Source organism: Dorea sp. AM10-31, from assembly GCF_003435815.1.
Classification (GTDB): domain Bacteria; phylum Bacillota; class Clostridia; order Lachnospirales; family Lachnospiraceae; genus Dorea_D; species Dorea_D hominis.
Map to the genome: position 1 here is coordinate 525,255 of NZ_QTUV01000002.1, position 16,898 is coordinate 542,152.

At 42.1% G+C, this 16,898-nt stretch carries 16 protein-coding genes; 2 read left to right on the forward strand and 14 right to left on the reverse strand.

Annotated elements, in window-relative coordinates; genetic code table 11:
* Window position 1: 1 nt before the first annotated feature.
* The 8 genes from DW125_RS05655 to DW125_RS05690 all read right to left on the reverse strand — a co-directional run bounded on the left by DW125_RS05655 (window position 2) and on the right by DW125_RS05690 (window position 8,760).
* Window positions 2–2,401, reverse strand: a complete 2,400-nt coding sequence (locus tag DW125_RS05655) for an ATP-dependent DNA helicase (RefSeq protein WP_117537425.1) — start codon at window positions 2,399–2,401, stop codon at window positions 2–4.
* Between the two features lie 107 nt (window positions 2,402–2,508).
* Window positions 2,509–3,660, reverse strand: coding sequence for a double-cubane-cluster-containing anaerobic reductase (locus tag DW125_RS05660; protein ID WP_117537354.1), 1,152 nt, complete (start codon window positions 3,658–3,660; stop codon window positions 2,509–2,511).
* Between the two features lie 21 nt (window positions 3,661–3,681).
* Window positions 3,682–4,512 carry an Mrp/NBP35 family ATP-binding protein gene (locus tag DW125_RS05665; RefSeq protein WP_021861379.1) on the reverse strand — a complete coding sequence of 277 codons (831 nt, stop codon included), beginning with the start codon at window positions 4,510–4,512 and terminating at the stop codon, window positions 3,682–3,684.
* A 59-nt stretch (window positions 4,513–4,571) separates the two neighbouring features.
* Window positions 4,572–4,949 carry a RidA family protein gene (locus tag DW125_RS05670; protein ID WP_021861380.1) on the reverse strand — a complete coding sequence of 126 codons (378 nt, stop codon included), beginning with the start codon at window positions 4,947–4,949 and terminating at the stop codon, window positions 4,572–4,574.
* Between the two features lie 2 nt (window positions 4,950–4,951).
* Window positions 4,952–5,902, reverse strand: coding sequence for an ornithine cyclodeaminase family protein (locus tag DW125_RS05675; RefSeq protein ID WP_117537355.1), 951 nt, complete (start codon window positions 5,900–5,902; stop codon window positions 4,952–4,954).
* Window positions 5,899–7,293, reverse strand: coding sequence for an MATE family efflux transporter (locus DW125_RS05680; protein WP_117537356.1), 1,395 nt, complete (start codon window positions 7,291–7,293; stop codon window positions 5,899–5,901). The genes DW125_RS05675 and DW125_RS05680 overlap by 4 nt, the downstream gene beginning before the upstream one ends.
* Window positions 7,286–8,470, reverse strand: a complete 1,185-nt coding sequence (locus DW125_RS05685; protein ID WP_199537821.1) for an iron-containing alcohol dehydrogenase — start codon at window positions 8,468–8,470, stop codon at window positions 7,286–7,288. Before DW125_RS05685 ends, DW125_RS05680 begins: the two co-directional genes overlap by 8 nt.
* Before the next feature lie 38 nt (window positions 8,471–8,508).
* On the reverse strand, window positions 8,509–8,760 hold the full coding sequence (locus tag DW125_RS05690) for an STAS-like domain-containing protein (RefSeq protein WP_117537358.1): 252 nt from the start codon (window positions 8,758–8,760) through the stop codon (window positions 8,509–8,511).
* Between the two features lie 25 nt (window positions 8,761–8,785).
* Between DW125_RS05690 and DW125_RS14205 the strand changes: the two genes are divergently transcribed.
* Window positions 8,786–8,875, forward strand: a complete 90-nt coding sequence (locus DW125_RS14205; RefSeq protein WP_278336569.1) for a DUF6040 family protein — start codon at window positions 8,786–8,788, stop codon at window positions 8,873–8,875.
* 176 nt (window positions 8,876–9,051) lie between these two features.
* On the opposite strand, the gene DW125_RS05695 is transcribed toward DW125_RS14205, so the two are convergent.
* Window positions 9,052–9,948: an AraC family transcriptional regulator gene (locus DW125_RS05695; RefSeq protein WP_242992897.1), complete on the reverse strand. Its 897-nt coding sequence runs from the start codon at window positions 9,946–9,948 to the stop codon at window positions 9,052–9,054.
* 115 nt (window positions 9,949–10,063) lie between these two features.
* On the opposite strand from DW125_RS05695, the gene DW125_RS05700 reads away from it, so the two are divergent.
* Window positions 10,064–11,266: an MFS transporter gene (locus tag DW125_RS05700; RefSeq protein ID WP_117537360.1), complete on the forward strand. Its 1,203-nt coding sequence runs from the start codon at window positions 10,064–10,066 to the stop codon at window positions 11,264–11,266.
* A gap of 164 nt (window positions 11,267–11,430) precedes the next feature.
* Here the strand turns inward: DW125_RS05700 and dnaJ are convergent, their stop codons facing one another.
* The 5 genes from dnaJ to DW125_RS05725 form a co-directional block, all read right to left on the reverse strand.
* Window positions 11,431–12,627, reverse strand: coding sequence for a molecular chaperone DnaJ (dnaJ, locus tag DW125_RS05705; protein ID WP_117537361.1), 1,197 nt, complete (start codon window positions 12,625–12,627; stop codon window positions 11,431–11,433).
* Between the two features lie 151 nt (window positions 12,628–12,778).
* Window positions 12,779–14,662, reverse strand: a complete 1,884-nt coding sequence (gene dnaK, locus DW125_RS05710; RefSeq protein WP_021861385.1) for a molecular chaperone DnaK — start codon at window positions 14,660–14,662, stop codon at window positions 12,779–12,781.
* Between the two features lie 35 nt (window positions 14,663–14,697).
* A complete protein-coding gene (gene grpE, locus DW125_RS05715) occupies window positions 14,698–15,297 on the reverse strand; it encodes a nucleotide exchange factor GrpE (RefSeq protein ID WP_199537825.1) in 600 nt (199 codons plus the stop codon).
* Between the two features lie 50 nt (window positions 15,298–15,347).
* Complete coding sequence (gene hrcA, locus DW125_RS05720) at window positions 15,348–16,391, reverse strand: heat-inducible transcriptional repressor HrcA (protein WP_021861387.1); 1,044 nt, start codon at window positions 16,389–16,391, stop codon at window positions 15,348–15,350.
* Between the two features lie 147 nt (window positions 16,392–16,538).
* Window positions 16,539–16,832, reverse strand: coding sequence for a hypothetical protein (locus tag DW125_RS05725; RefSeq protein ID WP_021861388.1), 294 nt, complete (start codon window positions 16,830–16,832; stop codon window positions 16,539–16,541).
* Window positions 16,833–16,898: the final 66 nt, after the last annotated feature.

Genomic DNA, 16,898 nt, shown 5'->3' on the forward strand with positions numbered 1-16,898 from the left:
TTTACGATTCTCTCATAATTTCAGGATTTATCCCGGAAGTTTTCGAAGCTTCTCTCACAGACCAAAAATTTTTCACATTTTCTGCAGCACTGTTCAGATTGCAGATTTGAAAGTCTTTCCATTCACGTGGGAAGACTTTTCTGTATCTGTAATCCAGAAAGCGATCATCTAACAGCAGGATGAGTCCTTCATCTTCCTCTGTCCGGATCACACGTCCCGCAGACTGCAGGACTTTATTCATCCCAGGATAGAGATACGCATAGTCATATCCTGAAATTCCCTGCCCGTCAAAATAAGCTCTTAAAAGTTCCCGCTCTCTGCACACCTGTGGAATTCCCGGTCCAGCAATCAGCACACCGATCAGGCGGTCCGCTGTCAGGTCAATTCCTTCCGAGAAAATTCCACCCATCACGCAGAAACCAACCAGACCTTCTTCTGTATTTTCTTCAAAATTTTCCAGAAAAATCTCCCGTTCTTCTTCTGACATATACGGCGCCTGCATAACTGCCGGTATCTGCTCTCCCGGTAATTTCATAAACGCATCACAGACATTTTCCATAAAACGATACGAAGGGAAAAATGCAATATAATTGCCACGCTTCGCCAGAGCGGTCTGCCGGATATATCTTGCGTAGCGCTCGTACATGTCTTCTCCACGCTTTGTGTATTTGGTACTTACATCATTTCCTATCAAAAGCAGCCGGTTCTTCGTATCAAACGGTGATTCTGCATAGACTGCATAGTCTTCTTTCCCTGTACTTAAAAGTTTCTTATAGTACTGGATGGGAAGCAGTGTAGCTGAGAAAAAAATCGTACTATTCCCCTTATCCAGATATTCTTTAAGATTTGCTGCCGGATTCACACAGAAGAGATGGATTCGGAATCTCCCATCATCCGTTATCTCCGAATAGATCAGGTAATTCTCATCCAGCCGGTCATGAATATAGAGAAACATCCGCACTTTAAAATAAAACTCCAATACTTCTTCCTTTAATGTTTCATCTCTGCAGTCTTCCAGAAAATGATCCATCTCTGTCACCAGGTTCAGTAACTTCAGATAAACGTGTGACACACTGTTCAGGATCTGGCAGTCTTCACATTCCCGTTTTAATGCAAGGAACTGCTTATTGCATTCTTCCAGCTTCTTTGCAAGCTTCGGTGCGGTACTCTTCACTTTCTTCTTCACTGCCAGAACATCTTCTTTGTATAGATCTGCGCTGTACATTGTCCTTGCACGCTCCACCAGATTGTGTGCTTCATCGATCAGAAACAGATACTCTCCCGAATTGCCTTCTCCAAAAAAGCGGCGCAGATGTGCATTCGGATCAAATGCATAATTATAGTCACAGATGATCGCATCCACCCAGTTTGATACATCCAGACTCATCTCGTAAGGACAGACATTCCATTTTTTCGCCTGCTCTTCCAGAATCTCTCTGCTCATTTCATCGGAAGTTGTCAGAAGTTCATATACTGCATCATTTACCCGGTCAAAATGTCCTTTGGCGTATGGACATGCATCCGGATTGCACACAGTCTCTTCGCAAAAACACGTCTTTTCTTTTGCTGTGAGAACAAGGACTTTCATCCGCAATGCCTGCTCCTTTAACGTATCAAATGCCTGCCATGCAACTGTTCTTGTAATCGTCTTTGCTGTCAGATAGAAAATCTTCTCTCCCAGTCCTTCTCCAACTGCCTTCACCGCCGGAAACACCGTTGCCATTGTCTTGCCGACTCCTGTCGGCGCCTGAATGAAGAGTTTCTTCTTCCTTGCGATCGTCCGGTAAACCGATGCCGCAAGGTTCTTCTGTCCTTCCCGGTAAGCAAATGGAAATTCAATTTCCTTAATAGAAGCGTTTCTCTTTTGCTTCCATCGCACCTGGTATCTTGCCCATTTTTCGTATTGTCCGGCTACATCCAGAAACCATCTTTTCAGATCTTCATACGCATATACACTCTGAAAGCGCCGGATGTCTTCTGTCTCCAGATTGCAATAAGTCATCTGCACTCCGATCTCATCCAGATTCTTCTGTGTGGCATAAATGTATGCATAACACTTTGCCTGCGCCAGATGAACAGAAACCGGTTCCTCAATCTGCTCCAGATCCCGCATAACTCCTTTGATCTCATCAATCACTATACCGGATGCATTCTCGATAATTCCATCCGCACGTCCATCTATTACCAGCGTGAATCCATTACACGGAATCTCAATCTTAAGTGGAACTTCTGCATGGTAATCTGCCCCCATTCTTCTCTGGATCTTCCGGTGCATCTTGCCACCAAGAAGCATGGCATCTTTGTCCGCTCCCGCCACCCGGTTATCAATATCTCCGCTTCTTAAAATAAATTCTACCAGATTCCGGACAGAGATATGCACCTGTTCCTCTGCCACTTCCATGTTCTTATCCATCTCTTACTCCATAACACTACTCTACTTATGATGATTAAAATTGCCCCCGGATTTTGATGTTCAAAACCCAGAGGCTCTCTTCCGATATTTCTATCTTACAGCATCTCAATAAATGCAGTAATTCTTGTATTAAGCTGTCCAATATCTGCTTGCGAATAATCTGTCTCAACATTGATATACGGAATATGTTTCTCTTCATTTACAAATCTGCGTACAGATAATGTCTCTACATTGTATGTATGACATGCCTGTAAAGTCATCTCTACAACACCGTCTACCTGATATTCGTCAATCAGTCTGCCTAACAGTTCAAAACGATTCGGATTCGGAGTCATAACCGAACATCCGATGTTCAGATATCTTCTTGCAATTGCATCATACACATCCGGATTGTTCTCATCTACCAGCTTATCGATAGATTTTGCACCGGAGCAGTTCTCGTAAGTTACAACGATTCCACCGTTATCCTCAACCGCACGGATGACCTTCTCCGTTGCACCTCCGATCGGACATCCCGTGATCAGGATTCTTGGTTTCTTCTCCTGCATCTTACCTTCGGCATACTCTTTCTCGATCTTATCTACAAGTGCATTTACCTCATCAGGAATCTGTTTGCGATCAAATTTAAATGTACTTCCGTATAAAACTTTGAACAAATCATAACCGGAAATCGGCGCCGGATCATGGCGCATAACCTCATAAAGCTTCTTCAAAGATCTTCTCGCTTCATTATTTACTTTAACTGCTTCTCTGATCTGTTCTTCTGTAATCTCTACATCAAACTTTTTCTCCAGATATTCTTTGAAACGGATGATCTCTTTCTTCCAGAGTTTTAAAGAGTTTTCACTCTGCGAATTAGGAAGCTCCATTACGAATGTATCCTTAAATTCGGACATTAATTCGTACATCTTCTTCTTTCCGTCACAGGTTGTCTCTCCGACTACAACATCGGAAAAATAAAAAAACGGACATTTGTCTGTCTTCGCAAATCCGTAGCTGGATTTGATCAGCGGACATAAGTTCTTTGGAAGATCCTTTTCCGCTTCTGCAATTGTCTCATCCGATGTCGAACAGAGACTGACTGTTGCAGCTCCCATTGCCATTGCAATCTCCTGCGGAAAATAAGTACAATAAGATCCTACTACCGGTATCCCCTGATCTTTTAACTGTTTTACTGCAAGGAAAGAGTTCTTTCTCTGTTCTGCAAATTCTTCAAAAACCTCCGGCAGTTCTTTAATTACTTCCATGGTTGTTCTCCTCTTTGACATTTACAATTTATTTACAGCATCGGTCAAATAATCATTGCTGATCTCGTAGAAACGCTCTTCTTCTACTGCTTCTGCCAGTCCTGCATCGATCGGCATCTTTCCAATTACCGGAATATCCAGTTCTTTTGCCGTCTCATCTACATGGCTCTCACCAAATACAGAAATCTTCTTTCCGCAATCCGGACAGACAAGATAGCTGTAGTTCTCTACAATTCCAAGTACCGGAATATCCATCTGACATGCCATATTGTATGCTTTCTTAACGATCATCTGTACCAGATCCTGTGGAGATGTTACAATCACGATTCCATCAACCGGCAATGACTGGAATACTGTAAGCGGAACGTCACCGGTTCCCGGTGGCATATCTACAAAGAGATAATCCAGTTCTCCCCACATAACATCTGTCCAGAACTGTGTTACAACATTTGCAATGACCGGACCTCTCCATATAACCGGATCGGATTCATTCGGCAAAAGTAAATTGACAGACATGATCTTTGTTCCGTCTTTTGCCTCTTCCGGAATGATTCCTTCTTCTGTTCCCATTGCCTGTTTGTGGATTCCATACATCTTCGGAATAGATGGACCTGTAATGTCCGCATCCATGATTCCGACATTAAATCCTTGTTCTCTCATAATACGAGCAAGAGAGGCTGTTACCATAGATTTGCCAACCCCGCCTTTTCCACTTACAACTGCAATTACTTTATTCACATGTGAATGTGGATTTGCCGGTTTCAAAAGGCTCTGCGGTTTGCTTCCGCAGGAATCTGCATGTGCGCATCCGGCACAATCTGACGGCTTACATCCATTTTGTTCTTCTGCCATTCTAACTGTCCTCTTTTCTTGATACTTTTTATTTCACTGCTCTGTGAAACAGCTCTTTCTTATTCTTCTACTGCTGCGATCAGTTCTACTTCGCATTTGACATTCTTCGGAAGTGTCTTTACAGCAACACAGCTTCTTGCCGGTTTAGATGTAAAATATTTTGCATATACTTCGTTAAATGCTGCGAAATCATTCATATCTGCAAGGAAGCATGTTGTCTTAACTACTTTGTCAAAAGATGTTCCTGCTGCTTCCAGAACTGCTGCCAGGTTCTTGCATACCTGTTCTGTCTGCTCTTCGATTGTCTCCGCTTCTACTGCATCTACAGCCGGATTGATTGGAATCTGACCTGCAGAGTAAAACATTCCTCCATGAACATATCCCTGTGAATAAGGTCCTAATGCTTTTGGTGCTTTTTCTGTTGCTACTACTTTCATAATTAGTTCTCCTTTGCTTTTTCTAATATTTTCTGTGCAATACACACATCAAAAAGTCCCATACCTACGGATTTAAAATAGGTGGTCTTTTTTGGGTCGGTAATTTCCTGCGGATTTCCTGCCAGATAATCACTCATTAAAATTGTCTGCTCTTCTTTCAGACGTCCATCTTTTATCGGCTGACTTAAGTCTCCACTCTCTTCGCATGCATATGGGAGCTCAATGTAGACTTCATTTGTCAAATCCCAGATCGCATCCGGAATCTCACGCATCTCAGGCGTGTAAGAACCGATTGCAATGATACATTTTCCTTCTAACAAATCCTTGTCATCCGGTAATACCGGCTGCGTGGAAGGTGTTGTTGTACAAATGATCTCACTGTTTTTAACCATCTCCTCCGCTGTCTTACATTGTACTACCTTTACATCCGGGTTATCAATAGCTTTTTCCAGTCTTGCCAGATAATCTGTCAGATCTCTGTCACTGTGATTATACACATAAACCGTATCAATCGGTCTTGCCACACATGCATACAATGCCTGATAGAATCCCTGTACACCGGCTCCTGCGATTCCGACTGTATGACAGTCTTTTCTGGATAAATGCCGGATGCCGACACCTCCGACTGCTCCTGTTCTCCATGCAGTTACCCTCTGGCCGTCCATTACTGCCAGCGGTTTCCCTGTCTTATAATCATTCAGATACATGATTCCATCGATAGATGGCAAACCAAGTTCTGCGTTATCTGGAAAAATACTTAAAATTTTTGTTCCAATAACTTCCTTCGTATAACATGGCATATACATCATTGTCTTGTTCGCATCTTCTACACACGGACGCGGCGGCATATAATAATCACCTGCTTTAAAAATCTTATAGGCTTCTTCAATCTGATTCATCATCTCATTTCTGTCGATCAGCTTATCAATCTGTTCACTGTCTAAAACTATCATACTACTTCTCCTTCCAATTCTTCTCTTTCTCTTGTGACATCTTTCAACCACTTATAGCTTAAATACCGCTTAATCGTAATCGGTATCTTGATCAATTCATCACTCATCAATATCATATAAACAACCGGAACACCGGCATGGAAGATAAATGCTGCTGCCGCTCCCAATAAGATTGAGCAGCCCCACATCGTTGATACATCCATGATCATTCCAAATTTGGTATCTCCTCCTGACCGGAAAATTCCGATCACCATTGTCGTATTAAATGCCTGCGCCACAGTAAAATACGACATGACAAAAAACATAAAGCTTAAATAACTTCCCGCCTGTGCCGTAAGTGCCAAATTCGCTCTTGCAAGCGGTGCCGCCAGTAGGATCAGAAGTCCTCCAAGTCCTCCGAGCAACAGGCTCAACCAGATAAAGCGGACTGCGTACGCTTTCGCATGTTCCATCTTCTTCTCACCAATTGTCTTGCCTAGATAAATAGCCGCTGCATTTGAAATACCAAAAGCTACAACCGTTGCAAGCTGTCTTGCCACCTGTGCCACAGAATTAGCCGCAACTGCCGCGCTTCCAAGATGACCGATCACTGCTGTATTCGCAGAGCTTCCAAGTCCCCACATTAATTCGTTTAATACAACCGGAAGTGCATAAACAAGAAAGTCTTTCCACAAAACCGGATCAATGTGCAGCATATCCTGCAACCGGATCCGTACGATTTTATTTTTCAAGAATGCATAGAACAGTACCATAATCGTCTCGGCACCTCTTGCACACAATGTTCCGATTGCCGCACCCGCAATGCCTAGTTTCGGAAATCCAAACATCCCAAAGATTAACACAGCATTGATAATAATATTCAGACCCAGCGACACTGCATAGATAAATGTTGCTATGACAACCTTCTCCATACTGCGGATAATATTCAGATATACCTGTGTTACTGCCATAAATATGTAAGAAAGTGCCACGATTCTTAAATATTTCACACCTTCTGCTATGACAACCGGATCAGAAGTATAGATCCGCATCAGCAGCCCCGGTATGCCAAGTGCCGCCACTGCAAATACAACCGCCGTTGTCAGTCCGGTACGAAGCCCGATACCAAGTATCTTTTCTATCGTTCTTGTGTCTTTCTTTCCCCAATACTGTGCGGTCAGCACCGTTGCTCCGGATGTCGTACCATAGAAAATCAGTGTCATAATAAACTGCACCTGTCCAGCAAGTGATGCTCCTGACAGTACCTTTTCTCCGACTTTTCCAAGCATGATCACATCCGTTGCCGTCACACCGACATTAATCAGATTCTGTAATGCCATCGGGATTACCAGTGCAAATACGCTCTTATAAAAAAGTTTCCAGTCGATATTTAAGTTCTTCGTCTTATTCATGATTTGCTGCTTTGTAGATTTCGTACATATCCTGCTTCTTCAGTTTCTTAAAGCTTCCAAGTTCTACAGTATCTCCTTTTGTCGCACTATCTGCCATCTGCATAAGAACATCATCTTCCAGTACGCCGGTCTTCATCTGTCCAATACATACTGGCATCTCGATTCGTTCAAAGAACTTCTCTGTCTCTTCAATCGCTGCCAGTGCAGCCTTTATATCATCCACTTCTTCAATCCCCCAGACTTTTCTTCCGAAATGTGCAAATCTTGGGATGTCAATCTGGTAAACATACCGTGCCCAGCTTCCCCATACTGCGGAAAGTGTTGCTCCGTGTGCTTCATCAAACATGCCACCGATCTCATGCCCCAGCTTGTGACATGCAAAATCTTTTGGTCTTCCAAGTCCTGTCATATTATTATGCGAAATGCTTCCGCACCACATGATTTCACTTAATGCATCATAATTCTGCTGGTCTTCATATGCTTTTAATCCATTGCGGATCACTGTGCGGAGAACACCTTCTGCAATCTCATCTGTCAGTTCATTACCATCTACCGGTGTGAAATAACGCTCCATTGTATGCATCATAATATCTACAATTCCACATGTAAGCTGATACTTCGGCAACGTATACATCAGTTCCGGATTCATCATTGCAAACTTCGGACGCACAAGATCACTGTGTGCACCTGCTTTCTTTCCGGTCTCCTCATTTGTCAATACAGCAGAATCACTCATCTCACTTCCTGCTGCCGCAATCGTAAGTACAACTCCAACCGGAAGTGCCTTCTCAATTGGAATTTTACCACTCCAGAATTCTTCCAGATCTGTTCCCGGTTTTGCTGCTGCGATTGCAATTGCTTTAGCAGTATCAATACAGCTTCCTCCTCCAACTGCCATAACCAGATCAGCGCCAGAATTGATTGCCTTTTTCACGCCTTCTTTTGCAAGGGACATTCTTGGATTCGGCTTCACGCCTCCAAGTTCTTCCACTTCGATTCCTTCTGCTTTTAAAACCGCTTCAACCCGTCCGAGCAGCCCACTTCGAACGACACTTCCACCACCATAAACAAGCAGAACTTTCTTTGCCTGCCATTCCTTTGCAAGTGTTCCTGCTTTCAGCTCTGCCTCTTTGCCAAACACAATCTTCGTTGGCATATATTGTTCAAAACTATGCATGATTTTTCTCCTTTCCGTTTCCAAATCCGTATCTTTTATTATAACGGATAAGTCTTGTTCCGTCCACCGCTTACATGTCGAATCATTCCCTGTACGGACTTATTTGCATTCCGCATGGTCAGTACAATCTCCGGATATCTGTTTTGGAACACACGGAATACTTCATCTGCAAATCCCTGTCCGAGAATTTCCACATCTCGAAAATCAAAAATAATCTCTTGAAATTCTTCCAGACGTCTCAATATACGTCTTGCCTGTGATCTGGCAACCGGATTACCAAACGGACACATCTCCTTTACTGGAATCTATGGTAATCTGCTATTTCTCTTATTATTCGTGCAACTGGTATATGTTGCAATCAGGTGGTATATAAAAGGCTGGCGGGATACAAGGAGTTATTATTAAAATTGCAAACAGATAGATAAAATATATAAATCTATCCATTTGCATATAGAATACTTTTATCTTTTGAACATTGTAAATATGATGCATAAATAGTATATTGTCAGCATAATTGATACAGATAATATAACGAAAAACAACATCATCTCCAAATATTGTATGATTACAGAAAGTAGAAATTAAGAAATTTCCTCTGTTTTCTTCTTTCTGTATTCATTTGGACTCATATGATAATATTGTCTAAACTTCCGGCAGAAATAGCCGGAACTTGTAAATCCGGTTTCTTCTGCAATGGAAGAAACCGATTTTTGAGTGATATAAAGTTGTTCAGCAGCCTGTGCTAGTCTGTATTGAATTAGATATGCTACCGGAGAACAGTGGATGCCAGTTTTAAAAATGTGTAAAGCTCCACTTTTGCTGATAGATGCCGATGCCGCAATCGTCTCCAATGTAATCTCTTCCATGTAGTGATCATGAATATACTGCATCATAGCTTGTAATCTTGCTTGTTTGTGATTTAATCGATGAATACTGTTAGAATCAGAAGTCCAGTCCATATTTTTTTGCAATATGTTCCAAAGCTGAAATAAAAGTTGTATAGTACATAATTCATTATCCGGCTTAGTTTCCTGAATAGTACAAATTTGCGACAAAAGTTGTAGCACCTGTTTTCCAAATGTGTTGGATGGACTGAAAACTTGATATGGAACAGACGAGCTTATCACAGGAAGAATATATTTTTCGTAAATGAGGCTGTTTTCGGGTGCTAATAGGGTTGGCGAAAAAACAATATTAGGTGCAAATGTACTGCTTTGTGCTTCAAAACGATGCAGGACACCGCTATTGATAAATATGCCGCAACCTTTATGTAGTTCTATTTTACTTGTACCTATAAGGCAGAGCGCAGTACCTTCAGCAGTATAAAGAAATTCTAATTCATGATGCCAATGCCAGTCAATGCGATGGAAGTCAAATTTCCAAATATTATCAGGATAGTATGCAAATGGATAACGATTGTTGCCATGCTGGATGGTTTCTCGTAGTGTTTCATCTGTAGTTATCTCAAAAGTCTCCATGCTATATTTCCTCATAAATAATAAAATTTGTTATATTGTACCATAAATATATGATTTTATACAATGACTAGATATAAAGTTTACGATATAATCACATTTATTAGAGGAGGACAAAATGAAAAACCAATATAATAAGACAATTACAGCCTGTTTTGTAGGTTATATTGTACAAGCTATCGTTAATAATTTTACACCACTGCTTTTTTTGTTTTTTCAGAAATGCTATCATATTCCAATTTCCCAAATTACATTGTTAGTGACTTTTAATTTTGGGATACAACTACTGGTTGATTTTCTTTCTGTCAGATTTGTTGATAAAATAGGATATCGGATATCAATGATTATAGCTCATGTTCTAGCAGCGGCAGGATTATTCCTTCTTACAGTTTTACCAGAGATTTTACCAGTTTCCTTTATTGGAATTTTGATTGCTGTAATGATCTATGCGGTAGGTGGTGGACTTTTGGAAGTCCTAGTCAGTCCAGTTGTTGAGGCTTGCCCATCCGACAATAAAGAAAAAGCAATGAGCCTGTTGCATTCTTTTTATTGCTGGGGACACGCCGGAGTTGTACTCATATCAACCGTGTTCTTTTATGTAGTCGGTATAAATAACTGGAAAATATTAGCCATTATTTGGGCGGTTATTCCAATTGGAAATGCTTTTGTTTTTTCAAAGGTTCCCATTGCACCATTGCTTGAGAATGGAAATACCGGACTTGGATTAAAGGAATTGTTTCGGATGAAAATTTTTTGGATTTTGTTGATTATGATGATATGTGCAGGAGCAAGTGAGCAAGCAGTAAGTCAATGGGCCTCTGCTTTTGCAGAAAAAGGTCTTGGAATTTCAAAGGCAGCCGGCGACTTAGCAGGGCCGATGGCATTTGCGGTTCTAATGGGAATATCAAGATTGTTTTATGGTAAGTATGGTGACCGTATCAATTTGGAACACTTTATGATTTATAGTAGTTTTTTATGTATTTTATCCTATTTAGGGATTTCATTATTCTCGATTCCGCTATTAAATCTGATTGCCTGCGCTGTCTGTGGGCTTTCAGTGGGAATCATGTGGCCTGGAACTTTCAGCAAGGCATCGGCAGCTTTGCCCAAAGGGGGAACAGCCATGTTTGCATTGCTGGCATTAGGTGGAGATATAGGTTGTTCAGGAGGTCCTACATTGGTTGGAATGGTATCAGGAGCTTTTGGGGATAACCTAAAGATGGGAATTTTGGCAGGAATTATTTTTCCAGTGTTGCTACTTATAGGAGTCATTCTTTGCAGAAGACAAAAGAAAATTACTAAATATTTTTGCTTCTTTTAACGGTCCTGCCACACAGACAAGCACAATTGCACAATTTCATCATCTGTTTTCTATCGCTAATAAGCAATTTTTAAAAACAGAAAGAGAATATGCATCGATATATCTCTATATCCAATTCACATTCTCTTTCTGTTCATTATTCATCTATGGCTAATAAATCTCTTCTAATCCTCAAAAGCTTCTTTCACTTTATCCATAAAGCCTTTTTTCTTCTTTCCGCCTTTTGCAGAATCCTTTGGTTCGGATGATTCCGGTGTATGCAAAGTATTGCCGGAAAGCTCATCGAACTTGCGGAGTGCTTCTTTCGCTTCTGCACTTAAATGTTCCGGTGTCTGGATCACCAGTGTTACATAATGATCGCCACGGATGCTTGCACTTCGGATAGAAGGAACTCCCTTGCCTTTGAGACGTACTTTTGTACCGGTCTTGGTTCCCGGTTTTACAGTGTAGATCACATCTCCGTCTACGGTCTTGATCTTCACATCTGCACCAAGTGCTGCCTGTGCGAATGAAATCGGTACCGTAGAAAAAATATGCATATCCTGCCGCTGGAAGATCGGATGTCTGGATACAACCACTTCTACCAGAAGATCTCCTCTTGGTCCGCCGTTCACGCCCGGTTCTCCTTTTTCACGGATTCTTACACTCTGTCCATTGTCAATACCTGCCGGAATGGATACAGATATTTTCTTTCTGTTGGAAACATAACCGGTTCCACCGCAGCCTGAACACTTCTCACGGATGATTTTACCGGTTCCGTGACAGTCCGGACAGGTCTGTACATTCTGTACTGTTCCGAAGAAGGACTGTTGTGTATAAACAACCTGACCTTTTCCTCCACATTTTGAACATGTCTCCGGGGATGTTCCCGGTTTTGCACCTGTTCCATTACATTTCGGACATGAATCTTTTAATACAACATCCAACTCTTTTTCACAGCCAAACACTGCTTCTTCAAATGTAATTCTGACACTCTTGCGGATGTTTGCACCTTTCATAGGTCCCTGACTGGCACGACCGCCTCTTCGGCCGCCTCCAAACAGATCACCAAACATATCTCCGAAAATGTCACTGAAATCTGCGCCGTTAAAATCAAATCCGCCGAATCCACCGGCTCCGCCTGCGCCACCTTCAAAGGCTGCATGACCGTACTGGTCGTACTGACGACGTTTGTCTGCATCGCTCAGTACCGCATAGGCTTCCGATGCTTCTTTGAATTTCTTTTCCGCCTCTGCATCACCAGGATTCATATCAGGATGGTATTTTTTAGCGACTTTTCTGTATGCTTTTTTAATTGTGGCTTCATCTGCATCTCTGCTTACGCCAAGCACTTCATAATAATCTCTCTTTGATTCTGCCATCTCTTATCCCTTTCCACTGTAAATCTAATCTGCCTTTCCTGTATCTGTAAGCACCTGCCACTGACAGCTTCTTACGGATACTGTGAAACAGAAAGAAGTTCTGTGTGCCCGGCTTACACCGGACACACAGAACAACCTATCTTACCAGGTCTTATACTTCTTTATAATCTCCGTCTACTACGTCGTCTCCCTGGAATCCTTCCGGTGCCGGACCTGCTCCCTGTGCACCTGTTCCCATGTTCGGATCAGCTCCCTGTGCGCCAGCTGCAGCTCCTGCCTGCTCATACATCTTTGTGAAGAGTTTCTGAGCACTCTCTGTCAGTTTTTCTTTTGCTGCTTTAATCTCAGCGATCTGAGCATCTGTCATCTCTTCTGTATTTGCCTTCTCAAGCAGATCTTTCAGTGCTTTGCAGTCAGCTTCTACTGCTGCTTTGTCAGCTGCATCCAGTTTGTCTCCAGCTTCAGACAATGCTTTCTCTGTCTGGAATACGAATGCATCTGCTTCGTTCTTTGTATCGATTCCTTCTTTACGTTTCTTATCCTGTGCTTCAAATGCAGCAGCTTCTTTTACAGCTTTATCAATATCTTCATCAGACATGTTAGATCCTGCTGTGATTGTGATATGCTGCTCTTTTCCTGTTCCAAGATCTTTTGCAGATACATTTACGATACCATTTGCATCGATATCGAATGTAACTTCGATCTGCGGTACTCCACGCGGAGCCGGTGCGATTCCATCCAGTCTGAACTGTCCGAGGGACTTGTTGTCTTTAGCAAACTGTCTCTCACCCTGTACAACGTTGATATCAACGGCTGTCTGGTTATCTGCTGCTGTAGAGAAGATCTGGCTCTTCTTTGTCGGGATTGTTGTATTTCTCTCGATCAGTCTTGTGGCTACACCACCCATTGTCTCGATAGACAGTGACAGTGGAGTTACATCCAGGAGAAGGATGTCGCCTGCGCCTGTATCTCCTGCAAGTTTACCACCCTGAACAGAAGCACCAAGTGCTACACACTCATCTGGGTTCAGAGATTTGCTAGGCTCTTTACCTGTCAGACGTTTTACTTCTTCCTGTACAGCCGGGATACGTGTAGATCCACCAACCAGCAGTACCTGACCAAGCTCAGAAGCTGTGATACCAGCATCAGATAATGCTCTCTGAACCGGCTCAGATGTCTTCATCACAAGGTCGTGTGTCAGTTCATCAAATTTAGCTCTTGTGAGGTTCATATCAAAATGTTTTGGTCCCTCTGCTGTAGCTGTGATGAATGGCAGGTTGATATTTGTGGTTGTTGCAGAAGAAAGTTCTTTCTTCGCTTTCTCAGCTGCTTCTTTTAATCTCTGCAGTGCCATCTTATCTGTAGATAAGTCTACACCTTCCTGTTTCTTGAATTCGGCGATCATGTAATCTGTGATCTTCTGGTCAAAGTCATCTCCACCAAGTCTGTTGTTACCTGCTGTAGATAATACCTCGATAACACCGTCACCAATCTCGATTACGGATACATCGAATGTACCACCACCAAGGTCATATACCATAATCTTCTGTTCATTCTCATTGTCAAGTCCGTAAGCAAGTGCTGCTGCCGTAGGCTCGTTGATGATACGTTTTACATCAAGTCCTGCGATCTTACCGGCATCTTTTGTAGCCTGACGCTGAGCATCGTTGAAGTAAGCAGGTACTGTGATAACAGCTTCTGTTACTTTTTCTCCAAGATATCCTTCTGCATCTGCTTTTAATTTCTGAAGGATCATTGCTGAAATCTCCTGCGGAGAATATTTCTTCTCATCTACAGTTACTTTATAATCAGATCCCATCTCTCTCTTGATAGAAGAGATTGTTCTCTCTGCGTTTGTAACTGCCTGACGTTTTGCAGGTTCACCTACAAGACGCTCTCCTGTTTTTGTAAATGCTACTACTGACGGTGTAGTTCTTGCACCTTCTGTGTTAGCGATAACTGTTGGCTGTCCACCTTCCATTACGGCTACACAGCTGTTTGTTGTACCTAAGTCAATACCAATGATTTTACCCATAATAATTGTCCTCCTGTTCTATTTCTAAATAAATTCTAATTTGCTACTTTTACCATACTGTGTCTCACTACAGAGTCACGATACATATAACCTTTTTGGAATTCTTCGGCAATGATATTCTCACCGAGATTCTCATCTTCCACATGCATAACCGCATTGTGAAGATTCGGGTCAAATTCCTGACCTACCGCTTCGATAGGTTTCACCTCGATTCCTTCCAGTGTTGTCATCAGTTGTTTGTAAACCTTCTCCATTCCCTGGATAAATGGATCCTCTTTGTCTTCTTCCTTCACTGCATCCAGACCTCTTTCGAAATTGTCTACAACCGGAAGAATCTTCTCTATGATATCTTTCGCACCAACTTCGTACATTTGGGATTTCTCCTTCTCTGTACGTTTGCGGAAGTTATCAAACTCTGCCATCTGACGAGTGAGTCTGTCAGTCAGTTCCTCAATCTTCTCGTCTTTTTTATCTTTCTTATCCTTCTTGCCAAATAACTTCTTGCCGGATTTCTTCTCTTCTGTATCGGATTCTTTGCTGTCCTCTTTCTCTGCTTCCTTCGCTTCGTCTTCGGCTGCCTCTTCTTTAGTGGCTTCAGCTGTCTTCTTTGCTTCCTCCACAGCTTCCTTTACCATCTCTTCCTGGCTCTTTTCTTTGTTATCTTCCAAGGGTACTTCCACCTTTCTTATTCATTCTTATGAAACATCTGATCCAGTTCTGTCTGGAGACGCTTCATAGATTTTAAAACATGCTCATAATCCATCCGCTTCGGTCCGATAATGCCTATCGTTCCCTTCATGCCCTCGCCTAATTCATAGGTTGCGGTCACGACACTGCAGTCCTTCATGTTCTGTACCGGTGCTTCATCACCGATATAAACCTGGATTCCTGTATTCTCTTCATGAGAAAGTGTCTGGGTTACAAGCTCTGTAAGCTGTTGTTTTTCTTCAAATGCACTGATGATATCCTGAGCGCTCTGCTTATCGCTGAGCTCCGGATATTTGAAAATGTTCGTCGCACCACTTGTATAGATCTGCATATCTTCATCGACCTGTATCGTATCTGCGACTGCATCCAGTACGTTGCCAATCACCACGCTGTGAATACCTGCCTGCTCTTTGAGTCTTGCGATCAGTCCTAAATTGATCTCCTCAATGGACATACCATTGAGTGTTGTATTCAAAAGCATATTCAGCTTCAGCAGGTTCTCATTGCTGAGCGGTTCTTCCAGATGAATGAGCTTGTTCTTAATCACATTGCCGCCGAGAACAATTACCGCGATCACCTGTTCTTCATCCACCATAGACAACTGGAGGAACTTGATCTTATTGGAATTGTTCATCGGAGTGGAAACCATCGTTGCGTAATTCGTATTGTTCGCTAAAACTTTGGCTGCCTGTTTCAGAAGCTGATCCATCTTATCTGCTTTCTGAAGCATCTGATCCTGCATATCATTCAGTTCCTGCTCCTTCTCCTGCATCAGCATATCTACATATAATCTGTAGCCTTTATCCGAAGGAATACGACCTGCCGATGTATGTGGCTGTATGATATAACCAAGTTCTTCCAGATCCGCCATCTCATTACGAATCGTTGCTGAACTTAAATTCAAATCCGTATATTTGGAAATAGTTCTCGATCCGACCGGCTCGCCACTCTCTAGATAAGTCTGTATAATCGCATGTAAAATCTTAAGCTTACGATCACTCAGTCCATGTTCTTCTAACATCAGCTCTCCTCCTTTCGGATTTTTCTTTGTTAGCACTCATTAAAAAGGAGTGCTAACATCTTTCGACTATTAATGTAGCACTCCTTTTTCTGTTTGTCAACAGTATTTATTATTTTTTTAGATTCTTTTCAAACGCTTTAAAACAGTCTAGCTCAGTTCTACTTTTGCAGCCTCTTCCGGTTTGAAATCATTTGCCAAATCATAGATATTATGTCCTGTAGACTCACTTAATACACGTCCCTCTAATGAATAGCAGCGGATAAATCTTTTACCATCTACACTTGACCAGTGTTCTACATCCCAGCTCATGTATCCGTCTTCATCAGATTTCTTCTCTTTCAGATAAAGATCTACCTGACGGCCGTCTTTCATAAGCTGAACCAGTCCGTCTGTTCCATTTACTTCTACTTCTGCTTTGTTTACTGTGTCAAAAATTTTCATTTTGCATTCCTCCTGCGTGGTTATATATTTCCTCTATTATAGCCTTTTTCTATGTAAAACACAACC